Below are 16,433 nucleotides of genomic sequence, written 5' to 3'. Positions count from 1 at the left end.
CAAACGCCCCGACTGGTTCGGGGCGTTTGCGTTTGTGCGGGATTACTTTTTTGCAATATTTTCACTTAGAGTCAGCGACTGATGAAATTCGCGCTACGCGGCATGTTCCAAACGCAGACTGGCAGGAGGATATATGGACAGTGTTGATTTAAATGTCCTGCGCAGCGTGCTCGAATGGCGCCGCGCCGGGCAGCAGGTGGTGTTGTATAGCGTTGTGCAGACGTGGGGCAGCGCGCCGCGTCCACCGGGCGCCATGTTGGCGTTGCGGGGGGATGGCGTGGTGATCGGCTCGGTGTCCGGCGGTTGCATCGAGGACGACTTGATCGCCCGCTTGCAGGATGGCCGTCTGACGCACGACGGGCCGCCGGTGCAGTTGGTGACCTACGGCGTGACGCGCGACGAGGCGGCGCGTTTCGGCCTGCCATGCGGCGGCACCCTGCGCTTGACCGAGGAGCGGGTGCAAGACTGGGCCTGGGTCGCGCAGTTGCTGGAGCGTTGCGAGGCGCATGAAATTGTCGCGCGGGAACTGGACCTGGTCTCCGGTGAAGTCACGTTGAGCAGTGCGAACAAGACCGATGTGGTCACCTTCGATGGCGAACGCCTGCGGGCTATCTACGGCCCGCGCTGGCGCCTGCTGTTGATCGGTGCCGGGCAACTGTCGCGCTACGTGGCGGAAATGGCGCGCCTGCTGGATTTCGAAGTATTGATATGCGATCCGCGTAGCGAGTTTGTCTACGGCTGGGAAGAGCAGCACGGCCGCTTCGTGCCGGGTATGCCTGATGAGGCGGTGCTGAATATCCAGACCGACGAGCGCACGGCCATCGTCTGTCTGACCCATGATCCGCGCCTTGATGATATGGCGTTGCTGACGGCGCTGAACTCCAGTGCCTTCTACATCGGTGCGCTGGGTTCGCGGGTCAATAGCCAGACGCGTCGCGAGAATCTGGCGGCGCTGGGTTTGTCGACGGATGCGATTGCGCGTTTACATGGGCCGATTGGCCTGCATATCGGTAGCCATACGCCGGCGGAGATCGCCTTGTCGTTGATGGCGGAAATTGTCGCGATCAAGAACGGCGTGGCGCCGATGCAGAAAAAGCCCCTGCCGGTGGTTGCTGAGTAATGGTGACGGCGATTGTCTTGGCGGCGGGGCAGGGCAGCCGGTTCCGAGCCGAAGCGGGGGCTGACCAGGATAAGTTGCTCGCCAATTGCCTGGGCCGTGATGGGGTGATGCGTCCGGTGATCGAGCAGGTATTGGTGAATTTGCCGGATCGCCTGGTGGCGCGCTGGCTGGTGACCTCGCCGGATCGCACGGAGGTCATTCGGTTGGCCGAAGTGTATGGCTGCCAGGTCTTGCTGTTGCAGTCAGCCGGCATGGGCGAGAGCATCGCCGCAGCCGTCGCGGCCTGTGCCTCGGCGGATGGCTGGCTGGTGGTGTTGGGGGATATGCCGTTTATCCAATCATCGAGCATTGAACGGGTGATTGACGCGCTGGAGGAGGATGGCATCAGCGTGCCGGTGCAGGCGGGTGACTATGGGCATCCAGTGGCCTTTGGTCGCGCTTTTGGTCCGGACCTGATGGCGCTGACCGGGGATCGTGGAGGCAAGCCATTGTTCGCACGTGCCCGGGTGCGGGAAGTGCAGGTGGAAGATGCGGGTGTTCTGTGGGATGTGGATCTGCCGAAACGGTTAATTTTTAACCCAGACTAAATTTGATCTTCGTTGTTTTCGATCTATAAAAAAGCCCCGCCTGATCACTCAGGCGGGGCTTTTTAGTGGCGGATGGAATCAGGCGAGGGGTTTAGGCTCGTGTTCTTCTTCCTGGGCCTTGTGCTCTACCACTGCTTCAGCAGCAGTGTGCTCAACCACGGTTTCAGCAACCGGGGCTGGCGCCTCGACAGCTTCGACTACGGCTGGAGCGGCAGCAGCAGCGGCGGCAGCTGCCTCAGCTTCCTTGCGGCGACGACGCACTTCACGTGGGTCGTTCGGCGCACGGCCGTTTTCGGTCAGGGCGCTGGCCGGTGCCGCTTCTACCACGGGTGCTTCGACTTCGGCTACCACCGGTGCTTCAACAACCACCGGTGCAGACTCGACGGCTGGCGCAGGCTCGGCAACCACTGCTTCGGCAACCGGCGCAGGCGCTTCTTCTACCACCGGTGCAGGCGCTGGTGCTTCAACCGGGGCGGCAGGTTCGGCAGTCCACTGGAAGGCGGTCTGTTCTTCGCGAACTTCACGCACTGCCGGGGCAGCTTCTTCGACAGCCGGGGCTTCAGCGGCGGCTTCAACTACTGGCTGAGGCTCAACAACCGGAGCGGCTTCAACTGCAACCACTTCGGTTTCTGGCTGGGCGTCGCGGATCGGTGCCACTTCCACTTCCGGAACCACTGGGGCTTCGACAGGGGTAGTTGCTTCAACGACCGGTGCTTCAACCACTGGGGTCTCGGTAACTGGCGCTTCTACAGCAGCGGTTTCTTCAACAGTGGCAGTCGCGCGTTCAGCCTGTTCATGCGCCTGGGCTTCAGCCGGTGCGCTGATCACCGAGCTGGCAACCGCTGCGGTAACGGCCAGGCCGGCAGCCAGTTCGGCACCGGTCGGTTCGTGGGTGGCGGCTTCTGCGTTCTCGCCGGCCTCTTCCGAGCCTTCGATCACATTGCCATTGGCATCACGCTGACGCTCACGGCGGTTGCTGCGACGACGCTGGCCACGGGAGCGGCGGCGTGGACGATCGCCTTCGGCGTTGTCCTGGCCGTCTTCCTGCAATTGCTCTTCGCCGGCCAGTACTTCTTCTTCGCTGGCGGCAGCGGCTTGCTCGGCACGTGGTTGACGCTCTTCACGCGGTGGGCGCGGCTGGCGTTCTTCACGCGGTGCACGCTCTTCACGCGGCTGGCGAGCTGGGCGCTCTTCAGCGGCAGTGGCTGCAACACCTGCAACGGCAGGGGCGGCATCCAATGGCTCGCGCAGTTCACGCACGCGTTCTTCACGCTCGCCACGCGGCTTGCGATCTTCACGCGGCGCACGTGGGGTACGTGGTGCGCGCTCTTCACGCGGTGCACGTTCTTCACGGGCTACGGCCGGGGTTTCTTCACGCGCTTCGCGAGGTGCACGCTCTTCACGTGGTGCGCGTTCTTCGCGAGGCGCACGTTCTTCACGCGGCTTGCGCTCTTCGTCACGGCGACCGTTGCGGTTACGGCTCTGCTGGCGACCGTTGCGACGCTCTTCGTTGCGTGCTGGGCGTTCGGTCGCAGGTTTTTCAACCACGACCGGTGCCGCAGGCTCTTCCTTGGTGGCGAACAGGCTGACCAGCGACTTCACCAGGCCCTTGAACAGGCTCGGCTCAGGCAGGGCGGCCGGTGCGGCAACCGGGGCAGCGGCTTCAACCGGCACCGGTGCGTTGGCACGGGCTGGCGCGGTTTTCACGGCGGCTTCCTGGCGCACCAGGGTGCGGGTCGCGGCGGCTGGCTGGACTTCTTCCACTTCGGCGGCGGCGGCAGCGATTTCGTAGCTGGACTGGCCGCTGTGGGCTTCCGGGCTGTCGTCACGCAGGCGCTGTACTTCGAAGTGCGGCGTCTCGAGGTGATCGTTCGGCAGGATCACGATACGAGCACGGGTGCGCAGTTCGATCTTGGTGATCGAGTTGCGTTTTTCGTTGAGCAGGAAAGCGGCAACCGGGATCGGCACTTGTGCGCGGACTTCGGCGGTGCGGTCTTTCAGGGCTTCTTCTTCGATCAGGCGCAGGATCGCCAGGGACAGCGATTCAACGTCACGGATGATGCCGGTGCCGTTGCAACGCGGGCAGACGATGCCGCTGCTCTCGCCCAGGGATGGACGCAGGCGCTGACGGGACATTTCCAGCAGGCCGAAGCGCGAGATGCGGCCGACCTGTACGCGGGCGCGGTCGGCTTCCAGGCATTCGCGGACTTTCTCTTCCACGGCGCGCTGGTTCTTGGCGGGGGTCATGTCGATGAAGTCGATCACGATCAGGCCGCCGATGTCACGCAGGCGCAGCTGGCGGGCGATTTCTTCAGCCGCTTCCAGGTTGGTCTGCAGGGCGGTTTCTTCGATGTCGCTACCCTTCGTGGCGCGCGCCGAGTTGATGTCGATGGACACCAGGGCTTCGGTCGGGTCGATCACGATGGAGCCGCCGGAAGGCAGTTCGACCACACGCTGGAAAGCGGTCTCGATCTGGCTTTCGATCTGGAAACGGTTGAACAGCGGCACGCTGTCTTCGTACAGCTTGATCTTGCTGGCGTACTGCGGCATCACCTGGCGGATGAAGGTCAGGGCTTCGTCCTGGGCTTCGACGCTGTCGATCAGCACTTCGCCGATGTCCTGGCGCAGGTAATCGCGGATGGCGCGGATGATCACGTTGCTTTCCTGGTAGATCAGGAACGGCGCGGAACGATCCAGGGACGCTTCTTTGATGGCGGTCCACAGTTGCAGCAGGTAGTCGAGGTCCCACTGCATTTCTTCGCTGCTGCGGCCCAGGCCGGCAGTACGCACGATCAGGCCCATATCGGCCGGTGCGATCAGGCCGTTCAACGCTTCACGCAGTTCGTTGCGCTCTTCGCCTTCGATGCGACGGGAGATGCCGCCGGCACGTGGGTTGTTCGGCATCAGCACGAGGTAACGGCCGGCCAGGCTGATGAAGGTGGTCAGGGCGGCGCCCTTGTTGCCACGTTCTTCTTTTTCGACCTGAACGATGACTTCCTGGCCTTCGCTCAGGACGTCCTTGATGTTTACGCGGCCTTCGGGGGATTTCTTGAAGTATTCGCGGGAGATTTCTTTGAGGGGCAGGAAGCCGTGGCGCTCGGAGCCGAAATCGACAAAGGCAGCCTCAAGGCTTGGTTCGATGCGAGTAATACGGCCTTTATAGATGTTGGCCTTCTTTTGCTCGCGTGCACCGGATTCGATGTCCAGGTCGTAGAGGCGTTGGCCATCTACCAGTGCAACACGCAACTCTTCGGGTTGAGTTGCGTTAATCAGCATTCTTTTCATGTTGTACCGTCGGTTTCCGGGCTGCCGGAAACGGCGTTCGGCACACACGACTTCTCACGGTCGGTGTCAGGTGCGTCAAGAGTGGTTGGCCACTCCAGTGTCCAGCAAAATCGGCCAATTGGGCCGGTATCGCGACGGACGCGTCCTGCTTGTTAGCGGTGGTGACAAAGGCACCACTTCAACAAAAGCTAAGGTCAGGAGGAGGAATCAACCGGCGACTGTGGACGAGATGAAGCGTCTAAATATAAGCCTAGTGCTACACGGTCCGACGGTTGTGCATCTCCACCCTACACGTATCCCTGATAATTCGGGTGCTGCCGCGCGCAGAATCCGCAGCGGGTTGGCATTTACCGTGTTCTCCAATGGGGAGTCCACGCTCATGGCTAAACAAGACTGAGTAAGGGGCGATTGCGCTCTCACTCAGCTCTTAACAGGCGTTGTTTCCGAAGCATTCGCCGTGGTCTGGCTCAAGACTGACTGCACTTTGTGAACTGGCCGTAAATATCGGCGCAGAACGCGAGTATTCACTCTGCTTTCTGCACTCGCTTCAGGCCTCATGTCACCTGCGCTTGTTACAATCTCGAGCCTTCCAGGGTGGCGAAAGCCCCGTAGGACGGCCTCGCGTCCTGATGAATTGCGATGGTCAGGGCCGGCAGTTTGCCGCTAGTCCTCTGCCCAGGCCGCTTTTGGCGGCGTTCGCGACTATAGCAGTAATGATTAAGTGCTTCAATTCCATAAAAAATTGTTATCATCGCCGCCATGACGACTACCGCCCCCCAGACCCCCAGCGTCCAGCTGCTCGAGGTCTCGCCGGAATATGCCGGCCAACGCATCGATAACTTTCTCCTGGCCAGGCTCAAGGGTGTGCCCAAGACCTTGATCTACCGCATCTTGCGCAAAGGCGAAGTGCGCGTGAACAAGGGCCGCATCAAGCCTGAGTACAAGTTGCAGGCGGGCGATATTGTCCGTGTGCCGCCCGTGCGCGTACCTGAGCGCGATGAGCCCGTGCCATTGGCCCAGGGCCTGTTGCAGCGCCTTGAGGCATCGATTGTCTTCGAAGATAACAAGCTGATTGTGATCAACAAGCCCTGCGGTATTGCGGTTCACGGTGGCAGCGGCCTGAATTTCGGCGTGATCGAAGCCTTCCGTCAGCTGCGCCCGGATTGCAAGGAGCTGGAACTGGTTCACCGCCTGGACCGCGACACCTCCGGCCTGTTGATGATCGCCAAGAAACGCAGCATGTTGCGCCACCTGCACACCGCCCTGCGCGGCGATGGCGTGGACAAGCGCTACATGGCGCTGGTGCGCGGCAACTGGGCCAGCTCGATCAAGAGCGTCCGCGCGCCGTTGCAGAAGAGCAACCTGCGCTCCGGCGAGCGCATGGTCGAAGTGGACGAGGAGGGCAAGGAAGCCCTGACCCTGTTCAAGGTGCTGCGTCGCTTTGGTGATTTCGCCACCATGGTCGAGGCCAAGCCGGTGACGGGGCGTACCCACCAGATTCGTGTGCACACCCTGCACGCCGGTCACTGCATCGCCGGTGATACCAAGTACGGCGACGAGGGTTTTTCCAAGGAAATCCGCGACCTGGGCGGCAAGCGCCTGTTCCTGCACGCCTACATGCTCACCGTGCCGCTGCCTGACGGCGGCGAGCTGAAGCTGCAGGCGCCGGTCGATGAGATGTGGGCCAAGACCGTGGAGCGTTTGAGTGTCGCACCTTGACTACAAGCTGCTGATTTTCGATTGGGACGGCACCCTGTGTAACTCCATCGGTCGGATTGTCGAGTCGATGCACAGGGCTTCGACCCGCTCGGGCTTCGAGTTGTGCACTGACCTGGCGGTCAAAGGCATTATCGGCCTGGGCTTGCCTGAGGCGATCCGCACCTTGTACCCCGAGATCAGCGACGCTGAACTGGTGACGTTCCGCGAGCATTACGCGGATCACTACATTGCGCTGGAAGCCACACCTTCGCCGTTGTTCGAGGGTGTGGCGCAGTCGCTGGAGGCTTTTCGCGCCGAGGGCTATCACCTGGCCGTCGCCACCGGCAAGGCCCGTCGCGGCCTGGATCGGGTGCTCAGTGCCCACGGTTTTGAAGATTATTTCGACATCACCCGTGCCGCAGATGAAACCGCCAGCAAACCTCACCCTCTGATGTTGGAGCAGATCCTTGCCCATTGCGGTGTGTCGCCGCGTGAGGCGCTGATGGTAGGTGATGCTTCCTTCGACCTGATGATGGCGCGCAACGCCGGCATGGACAGCGTGGCAGTCAGCTATGGCGCCCAGTCCCCCGAGGCGTTGCAGCAATACGAGCCGAGGGTCACGATTGATCATTTTTCTGAATTGCAGGCCTGGCTCGGTCGGGCCCAATAAGTCTTTGCTGGGGTTGATGGCATGAGTGACGAGTGGAAAGCGCCTGAAAAGGCTGAAAGCGGTGACGACAAGAGCTGGAAACTGCTGGAGAAGACGCTGCTGGCCAGCGTCCAGGAGCAACGCCGTGCGCGGCGCTGGGGGATTTTCTTCAAGTTGCTGACCTTCACTTACCTGTTGCTCATGCTGGCGCTGTTCAGCCCGCTGATGGACATGGAAAAGAGCGCGACCCGTGGCGCCAACTACACCGCGTTGATCGAAGTGCGGGGGGTGATTGCCGACAAGGAACCTGCCAGCGCCGACAATATCGTCAGCAGTCTGCGTGCCGCGTTTGAAGACCCCAAGGTCAAGGGCGTGATCCTGCGCATCAACAGCCCAGGCGGCAGCCCGGTGCAATCGGGTTATGTGTATGACGAGATTCGCCGCCTGCGCGGCCTGCACCCGGATATCAAGCTGTACGCGGTGATTTCCGATTTGGGGGCTTCGGGTGCCTATTACATTGCCAGTGCCGCCGACCAGATCTACGCCGACAAGGCCAGCCTGGTGGGCTCCATCGGCGTGACCGCGGCCGGTTACGGGTTTGTTGGCGCGATGGAGAAGCTGGGTGTTGAACGCCGCACCTACACTTCGGGCGAGCACAAGTCGTTCCTTGATCCGTTCCAGCCGCAAAAGGCCGATGAAACCCAGTTCTGGCAAGGCGTGCTCGACACTACCCATCGCCAGTTCATCGCCAGCGTGAAGCAGGGGCGTGGGGATCGCCTGAAGGACAAAGATCATCCGGAGTTGTTCTCCGGATTGGTGTGGTCGGGCGAGCAGGCGTTGCCGCTGGGGCTGATCGATGGTTTGGGCAGTGCCAGTTCGGTAGCACGGGATGTGGTCGGCGAGAAAGAACTGGTGGACTTCACCGTTGAAGAGTCGCCGTTTGATCGTTTCTCCAAGAAGCTCGGCGCCAGCGTGGCTGAGAAGCTGGCGCTGTACATGGGCTTCCAGGGCCCGGCGCTGCGCTGAGATTTTAGTCAGTATGGATAAATGTCGGAGGGGGCAAGCCGCCTCCCACATTTGGTTGTGTTCTTAAGGGATTTGCACGCCCTCGCTGAGTAGCATATCCACCAGCCGAATCAGCGGTAAGCCGACCAGGCTGGTTGCGTCCGGCCCTTCGGTGCTTTGGAACAAGCTCACGCCCAACCCTTCCGCCTTGAAGCTGCCCGCGCAGTCATACGGCTGCTCGATCCGCAGGTAGCGCTCGATGCGCGCTGCATCCAGCTCGCGCATGTGCACGGTAAAGGGCACGCAGTCGACCTGGCAGTGCCCCGTCTCGCTGTTCAACAGGGCCAGGCCGGTGAGGAAGCTGACACGCTTGCCACTGGCGGCCAATAACTGCTCGCGCGCATTTTCGAAGGTGTGAGGCTTGCCGATGATGCGGCCTTTCAGCGCGGCGACCTGGTCTGAGCCGATGATCAGGTGTCCCGGGTGGCTGGCGGCGAGGGCGCGGGCCTTTGCTTCGGCCAGGCGCTTGACCAGTTCGATGGCGGACTCATGTGCAGCATGGCTTTCGTCGATATCCGGCGAGCTGCAGATGAATGGCAGGTGCAGGCGGCTGAGCAATTCCCGGCGATAAACCGAGCTGGAAGCGAGTAATAAAGGCAGCATATACGTCTCCTCAAGGCAGCCGCCGATTCTAGCGGGGCGACCGGCCGACGCACAGGGCTGAATTTCCTTTGACATGGCTGGGTGCATCCCTATAATGCTGCGCCTATGTTGAATGACCCGATTCCACCTCACGTTGACCCGCGCAAATTGGCTGATCGTGGCACTTCCCTTCAAGGTGAGTTGCTGCTGGCCGATTTGGAGAGACTCTGCGACCCGCTTTCCGACACTGTCGGTACGGTGCAGGCCAAATTCGTTTTTGAACGAGATGAACGTAAATCTGTGGTAATTCACAGTTTTATCGACACCGAGGTCAAAATGGTTTGCCAGCGTTGTCTTGAGCTGGTCACCCTGCCGATTCACAGCGAGTGCAGTTATGCTGTGGTAAAGGAGGGTGCGAATACCCAGTCGTTGCCGAAAGGTTATGACGTGCTGGAACTGGGCGAAGATCCTTTGGATCTGCATGCACTGATCGAGGAGGAGCTTCTGCTCGCCTTGCCCATTGTGCCTGCTCATCATCCGGAAGAATGCCAGCAGCCGGCGGGTCTCGATGACGAGTCCGAACCGAGCGAGGACGAGGTAACGCGGTCCAACCCGTTCAGTGTATTGGCGCAGTTAAAGCGTGACCCAAACGTTTAGGAGTTAATCAATTATGGCTGTTCAGCAGAACAAAAAATCCCGCTCTGCCCGTGACATGCGTCGTTCCCACGATGCCCTGACGGCAAGCACTCTGTCTGTAGAAAAAACCACCGGTGAAATTCACCTGCGTCACCACGTATCGCCAGAAGGCGTATACCGTGGCCGTAAAGTGATCGACAAGGGCGCTGACGAGTAATCACTTGTCTGCTCAAGTCATCGCGATTGACGCAATGGGCGGGGACTTCGGTCCCCGCAGCATTGTTCAGGCCTGCATTGCCAGCCTGTCTGCCACGCCCTCGCTGCATCTGACCCTCGTCGGTCAACCCTCCCTCCTTGAAGAATTGATTGCCAGCCATCCGGCGGTGGATCGCGCGCGCCTGACGATTACGCCAGCCAGCGAAACCATCACCATGGATGAGAAACCGGCGACAGCCCTGCGTGGCAAGCCTGACTCGTCGATGCGGGTGGCCTTGGAGCTGCTGCGTGATGGCAAGGTGCAAGCCTGTGTCAGTGCCGGCAACACCGGCGCCCTGATGGCGTTGTCGCGGCATGTGCTCAAGACGCTGCCTGGCATTGATCGGCCGGCAATGGTGGCGGCGATTCCGACGCAGAAGGGCTATTGCCAGTTGCTGGACCTGGGGGCGAACGTCGATTGCAGTGCCGAGCACCTGTTCCAGTTTGCCGTGATGGGCTCGGTGGCCGCCGAAGCGCTGGGCGTGGCCCGGCCGCGGGTGGCCTTGCTGAATATCGGCACCGAAGACATCAAGGGCAACCAGCAGGTCAAGCTTGCCGCCACCTTGCTGCAAGGTGCGCGAGGCCTGAACTACATCGGATTTGTCGAGGGTGATGGGTTGTACCGAGGCGAGGCGGATGTGGTGGTGTGCGACGGGTTTGTCGGCAATATCCTGCTCAAGTCCAGTGAAGGCCTGGCGACCATGATCGCCTCGCGTATCGAGGCCTTGTTCAGGCGTAACCTGGTATCGCGCCTGGTGGGCGCCCTGGCGCTGCCGTTGATGCGTCGCCTGCAGGCCGATCTGGCCCCGGCGCGGCATAATGGTGCGAGCTTCCTGGGGTTGCAGGGCATCGTGGTGAAAAGCCACGGTTCGGCCGGGGTCGAAGGCTTCCAGAGTGCGATTGCGCGGGCGGTGATCGAGATCCAGGAAAACCTGCCGCAACGCTTGCACGGCCGTCTCGAGGACCTGTTGCCTTAGGCGAATCGGCCGGGGAATGCTTAAATGTGACCGGCCAGTTCAATTGACCATCCAATCTGTCAGTTTCGTGCGCTCCCACCGAGGAGCGACCATTTCCGACGACCAGATCATTAGGGGCTTGTTACATGTCTACATCCCTCGCATTCGTCTTTCCAGGGCAGGGTTCGCAGTCCCTCGGCATGTTGGCCGAGCTGGGCGCGCAATACCCGCTGATCCTGGACACGTTCAAGGAAGCTTCCGAGGCCCTGGGTTACGACCTGTGGGCGCTGACCCAACAGGGGCCGGAAGAGCAGCTCAATCAAACCGATAAAACCCAGCCAGCCATCCTGACCGCTTCGATAGCCCTGTGGCGCTTGTGGTTGGCCGAAGGCGGTGCGCGTCCGGCTTTCGTGGCCGGTCATAGCCTGGGCGAATACAGCGCCCTGGTGGCGGCGGGCAGCCTGACCCTTGCTGAAGCGGTCAAGCTGGTCGAGCGTCGTGGACAGCTGATGCAGGAAGCCGTTCCGGCCGGGCAGGGCGGCATGGCCGCTATCCTGGGGCTGGACGATGCCGTCGTGATCGAAGCCTGCGCCGAAGCGGCCCAGGGCGAAGTGGTCAGCGCGGTAAACTTCAACTCCCCAGGCCAGGTGGTGATCGCCGGTGCCAGGGCGGCCGTCGAGCGTGCCATCGAAGGCTGCAAGGCGCGGGGTGCCAAGCGTGCATTGCCGTTGCCGGTGAGCGTGCCGTCACACTGCGAGCTGATGCGCCCGGCTGCCGAGCGTTTTGCCGAGTCCATTGCTGCCATCAACTGGCAGGCGCCACAGATCCCGCTGGTGCAGAACGTCAGCGCAGCCGTGGCCGCCGACCTCGACACCCTCAAGCGCGACCTGCTGGAGCAACTCTACAAGCCTGTGCGCTGGGTCGAGTCGGTCCAGACCCTGGCCGCCAATGGCGCCACCGAGCTGGTCGAGTGCGGCCCGGGCAAAGTCCTGGCTGGCCTGAACAAACGCTGCGCCGACGGCGTGTCGACTGCCAACCTCAATACCCCGGATGCCTTCGCTGCCGCTCGTGCGGCGCTGGCCTGATCCCCGAACTTAGGAGAAGCCTGCATGAGTCTGCAAGGTAAAGTTGCACTGGTTACCGGCGCGAGCCGTGGCATTGGCCAGGCCATCGCCCTGGAACTGGGCCGTCAGGGCGCCGTCGTGATCGGCACCGCCACTTCTGCTTCGGGCGCCGAGCGTATCGCCGCGACCCTGAAGGAAAACGGCGTTCAAGGCACCGGCCTTGAGCTGAACGTGACCAGCGATGAGTCCGTGGCTGCCGTACTGGCCGAGATCACCGCACAGTTCGGTGCGCCGGCAATTCTGGTGAACAACGCCGGTATCACCCGCGATAACCTGATGATGCGCATGAAAGACGACGAATGGTACGACGTGGTCGATACCAACCTGAACAGTCTGTTTCGCCTGTCCAAGGGGGTTTTGCGCGGCATGACCAAGGCCCGTTGGGGGCGAATTATCAATATTGGCTCCGTAGTGGGTGCCATGGGCAACGCAGGCCAAGTAAACTATGCAGCCGCCAAGGCCGGCCTGGAAGGTTTCAGCCGTGCATTGGCGCGTGAAGTCGGTTCGCGGTCGATTACGGTCAACTCGGTGGCCCCAGGGTTCATCGACACCGATATGACCCGCGAACTGCCGGAAGCACAGCGTGAAGGCTTGCTGACGCAGATTCCGCTGGGCCGTCTGGGCCAGGCTCAAGAGATCGCGAATGTGGTCGCTTTCCTGGCATCCGACGGTGCGGCATACGTGACTGGGGCTACAATCCCGGTGAACGGCGGGATGTACATGAGCTAAATTGTGACGGATCGCTTCAAAAAAATGTCATACGAGCTGTCTAAAATCCGTTATAAAGCTGCAACTTAATTTATAGGCAGGTGGCAAACCGGGTACAGCGTGAAGCTTTCAGTTGAAAAGCTGAAAAGGCTTTCTATACACTTACTCACTGGCCAGCTGCCTGAATTTGTCCATTAGGAGTTAAACAAGGTATGAGCACCATCGAAGAGCGCGTCAAGAAAATCGTTGCCGAGCAACTGGGCGTCAAAGAAGAAGAAGTGGTCAACACTGCTTCCTTCGTAGAAGACCTGGGTGCCGATTCCCTTGACACCGTTGAGCTGGTGATGGCTCTGGAAGAGGAATTCGAGACCGAAATCCCGGACGAAGAAGCTGAAAAAATCACTACTGTTCAAGCTGCTATCGACTACGTTACGAACCACCAGGCGTAATAGTTTGTAGTCGTCGCCTGCTGTTAGGGAAAAACCGCACTGCTGTAACGGCGTGCGGTTTTTTCTTTAGCGCTGATGAAAAGTAAGCTCTGAAGCAAAGTGTCGTCATTAGAAAAAGGAGAGTGCTGTGTCGCGTAGACGCGTCGTAGTCACCGGTATGGGTATGTTGTCGCCACTGGGTACGGATGTGCCGAGCAGTTGGCAGGGCATTCTGGCTGGCCGCAGTGGTATTGGTCTGATCGAACACACGGACCTTTCTGCCTATTCCACCCGTTTTGGCGGCTCGGTAAAGGGGTTCAATGTCGAGGAATATCTCTCGATCAAAGAGTCCCGCAAGCTCGACCTGTTCATTCAATACGGCCTGGCAGCCGGTTTCCAGGCAGTGCGTAACGCTGGCCTGGAAGTGACCGACGCCAACCGTGAGCGCATCGGCGTGGCCATGGGTTCGGGTATTGGCGGTTTGACCAATATCGAAGAAACCAGCCGCACGCTGCATGATTCCGGCCCTCGTCGAATTTCACCGTTCTTCGTGCCTGGCTCGATCATCAATATGATTTCCGGTTTCCTGTCCATCCACTTGGGGGCGCAGGGGCCTAACTACGCGATTGCTACCGCGTGCACCACGGGTACCCACTGCATCGGCATGGCGGCGCGTAACATCGCCTATGACGAAGCCGACGTGATGATCGCCGGTGGTGCTGAAATGGCCGCCTGTGGCCTGGGAATGGGCGGCTTTGGCGCCTCCCGTGCACTGTCGACCCGCAATGACGAGCCGACCCGTGCCAGCCGTCCGTGGGACAAGGGCCGTGACGGCTTTGTACTGGCCGACGGCGCCGGTGCCCTGGTGCTCGAAGAGTTGGAACACGCCAAGGCGCGTGGTGCCACCATCTATGCCGAGTTGATCGGGTTTGGCATGAGTGGCGACGCCTATCACATGACCTCGCCACCGTCCGACGGTGCCGGCGCTGCGCGTTGCATCACCAACGCCTTGCGCGATGCCAAGGTCAACCCGGACCAGGTGCAGTACATCAATGCCCATGGCACCTCGACCCCGACGGGCGACCTGGCGGAAGCCGAAGCCATCAAGTCGGTGTTCGGCGCGCACGCCTACAAGCTGGCGGTCAGTTCTACCAAGTCCATGACCGGCCACCTCTTGGGTGCGGCGGGCGCGGTAGAAGCGATCTTCAGCGTGATGGCCATCAAGGACCAGGTCGCTCCGCCGACCATCAACCTCGATGAGCCGGACGAAGGCTGCGACCTGAACTTCGTGCCGCATGAGCCGCAACAGATGCCGATCGACGTTGCGATTTCCAACTCGTTCGGCTTCGGTGGCACCAACGGTTCCCTGGTGTTCCGCCGGTTCGCCGAGTGATGCACAGCTGGGTCGACGGTCAGCCAGGGGGCAGCGTGCCCCTGAAAGATCGCGGCCTGGCGTACGGTGATGGCCTGTTCGAGACCATCGCCGTCAAGGCCGGGCAGCCCGTGCTGCTTGACCGTCACCTGCAACGCCTGGATGAGGGCTGCAGGCGCCTCGCTCTCGTTGTGGATCAGGTGCTGGTCCGCAGCGAAGTGCAGGCCTATGCCGCCGCTCTCGGCGACGGTGTCCTCAAGCTGATCCTCACCCGCGGCGACAGCCTGCGCGGTTATGGCATCAACCCCGAGGCGCCAGTGCGTCGTATCTTGCAGGGCAATCCGCCTGCTACCTATCCCCAGGCCCATGGAGCCGACGGTGTTCGTCTGTTTGCGTGCGCCACCCGCCTGGCCGAGCAGCCGCTGCTGGCCGGTCTCAAGCACCTCAATCGCCTCGAGCAGGTGATCGCCCGTGCGGAATGGCAGGATGCCGAATATGCCGAAGGGTTGATGCTGGATGTGTCCGGGCGTGTCATCGAAGGCGTATTCAGCAACCTGTTCCTGGTAAGTAATGGCTTGTTACTAACCGCCGATCTGAATCGTTGCGGCGTTGCAGGCGTCATGCGCGCCGAGATTCTGGCTCAGGCGAGCGCCCTGGGCATCCCGGTAGCCGTGGCTGACATCAGCCTTGAGCAATTGCGGGAGGCTGACGAAGTCTTTATGTGCAACAGCGTATATGGCATTTGGCCGGTGCGTGGGTGCGCTGCGATGAGCTGGTCGGTTGGGCCGCTCACCCGTAAACTGCAGGGCATTGTTCGCGCGCTATTGGATATTTGAGTTGATACGAAAACTGGTTGTACTGCTGCTGATCGGTCTGTTCTCGGCGGCTTTGCTGTTGGGGTTTTCCGCGTGGAAATATGACGCTGCCTTGAAGCAGCCGTTGAATCTGACCCAGGAGCAATTGCTCGATGTGCCGGCCGGGGCGACGCCCACCGGGACCTTCAATCGCCTGGAAGCCGATGGCGTGCTCGACGGCGCGTTCTGGTTGCGCCTGTATTGGCGCTTCAACCTGGACGGTCAACCGCTGCACAGCGGTGAATACCGCATGACCCCGGGCATGACCGCCGAAGGCCTGATCGGCCTGTGGCAGCGCGGCGAAGTGGTGCAATACAGCCTGACGCTGGTGGAGGGCTGGAATTTCCGCCAGGTGCGTTCGGCCCTGGCCAAGCATGAAAAGATCGTGCAGACCCTGGCGGGCCTGAGTGACAGCGAAGTGATGGACAAGCTCGGCCATCCTGGCGTGTTCCCCGAAGGTCGGTTCTTCCCGGATACCTACCGCTTCGTGCGCGGCATGACCGACGTCGAGTTCCTGAAGAAAGCCTATAACCGCCTGGATGATGTCCTCGCCCAGGAGTGGAGCAAGCGCGCTGCCGACGCGCCCTATACCGACCCCTATCAAGCCTTGATCATGGCCTCCCTGGTGGAGAAAGAGACCGGTGTGCCGGAAGAGCGCGGGCAGATTGCCGGGGTATTCGTACGCCGCCTGAAGATCGGCATGCTGCTGCAGACCGACCCCACCGTGATCTACGGCCTGGGTGAGCGCTACAACGGCAAGTTGACCCGTGCGCACCTCAAGGAAGCCAACCCCTATAACACTTACATGGTTGCCGGCCTGCCGCCGACACCCATCGCCATGGTCGGCCGCGAGGCGATCCATGCCGCGTTGAACCCGGTGCCGGGCAGCAGCCTGTATTTCGTCGCCCGTGGCGACGGCAGCCATATTTTCTCCGATGACCTGGGTGCGCATAATGCCGCTGTGCGTGAGTTCCAGCTCAAGCGCCGTGCCGATTACCGCTCAAGCCCGGCACCGCTGGTAAAACCCCCGGAAGACGTAGCGCCGCCTGCTGATGCACCCGCCGAGCCCGCGCCGGATGCCGCCGCGCCACAAAGCCCGCAATGACTCTGACTA

16 protein-coding genes are annotated in these 16,433 nt (G+C 61.1%); 14 read left to right on the top strand and 2 right to left on the bottom strand.

The annotated features are described in order from the left end of the window. Positions 1-133: 133 nt before the first annotated feature. Complete coding sequence (locus F6S08_RS22835; protein WP_315872378.1) at positions 134-1,120, top strand: XdhC family protein; 987 nt, start codon at positions 134-136, stop codon at positions 1,118-1,120. Continuing rightward, entirely contained in the window at positions 1,120-1,707 is a 588-nt protein-coding gene (locus tag F6S08_RS22830) for a nucleotidyltransferase family protein (RefSeq protein WP_315872377.1), read from the top strand. The genes F6S08_RS22835 and F6S08_RS22830 overlap by 1 nt, the downstream gene beginning before the upstream one ends. A gap of 78 nt (positions 1,708-1,785) precedes the next feature. Here F6S08_RS22830 and rne read toward each other — a convergent pair whose 3' ends face one another. Beyond that, on the bottom strand, positions 1,786-4,983 hold the full coding sequence (gene rne / locus F6S08_RS22825) for a ribonuclease E (RefSeq protein WP_083244893.1): 3,198 nt from the start codon (positions 4,981-4,983) through the stop codon (positions 1,786-1,788). Positions 4,984-5,751: 768 nt separating this feature from the next. Between rne and rluC the strand changes: the two genes are divergently transcribed. The 3 genes from rluC to F6S08_RS22810 are packed head-to-tail and all read left to right on the top strand — an operon-like array spanning position 5,752 to position 8,365. Then, positions 5,752-6,711 (top strand): 23S rRNA pseudouridine(955/2504/2580) synthase RluC, encoded by a 960-nt coding sequence (gene rluC, locus F6S08_RS22820; RefSeq protein ID WP_053140114.1) that lies wholly within the window; start codon positions 5,752-5,754, stop codon positions 6,709-6,711. Continuing rightward, entirely contained in the window at positions 6,698-7,360 is a 663-nt protein-coding gene (locus F6S08_RS22815) for an HAD-IA family hydrolase (RefSeq protein ID WP_074847487.1), read from the top strand. Before rluC ends, F6S08_RS22815 begins: the two co-directional genes overlap by 14 nt. Before the next feature lie 21 nt (positions 7,361-7,381). Continuing rightward, entirely contained in the window at positions 7,382-8,365 is a 984-nt protein-coding gene (locus F6S08_RS22810) for a S49 family peptidase (protein WP_074847486.1), read from the top strand. A 63-nt stretch (positions 8,366-8,428) separates the two neighbouring features. Here the strand turns inward: F6S08_RS22810 and F6S08_RS22805 are convergent, their stop codons facing one another. Then, complete coding sequence (locus F6S08_RS22805; protein WP_065926167.1) at positions 8,429-9,007, bottom strand: Maf family protein; 579 nt, start codon at positions 9,005-9,007, stop codon at positions 8,429-8,431. A 105-nt stretch (positions 9,008-9,112) separates the two neighbouring features. On the opposite strand from F6S08_RS22805, the gene F6S08_RS22800 reads away from it, so the two are divergent. The 9 genes from F6S08_RS22800 to mltG all read left to right on the top strand — a co-directional run bounded on the left by F6S08_RS22800 (position 9,113) and on the right by mltG (position 16,424). Further along, entirely contained in the window at positions 9,113-9,643 is a 531-nt protein-coding gene (locus tag F6S08_RS22800; RefSeq protein WP_027607804.1) for a YceD family protein, read from the top strand. Between the two features lie 13 nt (positions 9,644-9,656). Further along, complete coding sequence (gene rpmF, locus F6S08_RS22795) at positions 9,657-9,839, top strand: 50S ribosomal protein L32 (protein WP_008152339.1); 183 nt, start codon at positions 9,657-9,659, stop codon at positions 9,837-9,839. A 4-nt stretch (positions 9,840-9,843) separates the two neighbouring features. Next, positions 9,844-10,854 carry a phosphate acyltransferase PlsX gene (gene plsX / locus F6S08_RS22790; RefSeq protein ID WP_074847485.1) on the top strand — a complete coding sequence of 337 codons (1,011 nt, stop codon included), beginning with the start codon at positions 9,844-9,846 and terminating at the stop codon, positions 10,852-10,854. A gap of 125 nt (positions 10,855-10,979) precedes the next feature. Beyond that, the gene (gene fabD, locus F6S08_RS22785) at positions 10,980-11,918 is read left to right on the top strand and encodes an ACP S-malonyltransferase (RefSeq protein ID WP_065926165.1); all 939 of its coding nucleotides are present in this window, start codon (positions 10,980-10,982) and stop codon (positions 11,916-11,918) included. Between the two features lie 24 nt (positions 11,919-11,942). Continuing rightward, complete coding sequence (gene fabG, locus F6S08_RS22780; protein WP_065926164.1) at positions 11,943-12,686, top strand: 3-oxoacyl-ACP reductase FabG; 744 nt, start codon at positions 11,943-11,945, stop codon at positions 12,684-12,686. Between the two features lie 191 nt (positions 12,687-12,877). Next, positions 12,878-13,114: an acyl carrier protein gene (gene acpP / locus F6S08_RS22775; RefSeq protein ID WP_003442511.1), complete on the top strand. Its 237-nt coding sequence runs from the start codon at positions 12,878-12,880 to the stop codon at positions 13,112-13,114. Between the two features lie 127 nt (positions 13,115-13,241). After that, positions 13,242-14,486 (top strand): beta-ketoacyl-ACP synthase II, encoded by a 1,245-nt coding sequence (gene fabF / locus F6S08_RS22770; protein ID WP_065926163.1) that lies wholly within the window; start codon positions 13,242-13,244, stop codon positions 14,484-14,486. Then, the gene (pabC, locus tag F6S08_RS22765) at positions 14,486-15,301 is read left to right on the top strand and encodes an aminodeoxychorismate lyase (protein ID WP_065947757.1); all 816 of its coding nucleotides are present in this window, start codon (positions 14,486-14,488) and stop codon (positions 15,299-15,301) included. The genes fabF and pabC overlap by 1 nt, the downstream gene beginning before the upstream one ends. A 1-nt stretch (position 15,302) precedes the next feature. After that, positions 15,303-16,424, top strand: a complete 1,122-nt coding sequence (mltG, locus tag F6S08_RS22760; protein ID WP_137212983.1) for an endolytic transglycosylase MltG — start codon at positions 15,303-15,305, stop codon at positions 16,422-16,424. Positions 16,425-16,433 lie beyond the last annotated feature (9 nt).

This window comes from Pseudomonas sp. JV449 (assembly GCF_032424295.1).
In the GTDB taxonomy this organism is placed as follows: Bacteria; Pseudomonadota; Gammaproteobacteria; order Pseudomonadales; family Pseudomonadaceae; genus Aquipseudomonas; species Aquipseudomonas marginalis.
This window is presented reverse-complemented; position numbering and strand designations above follow the sequence as displayed.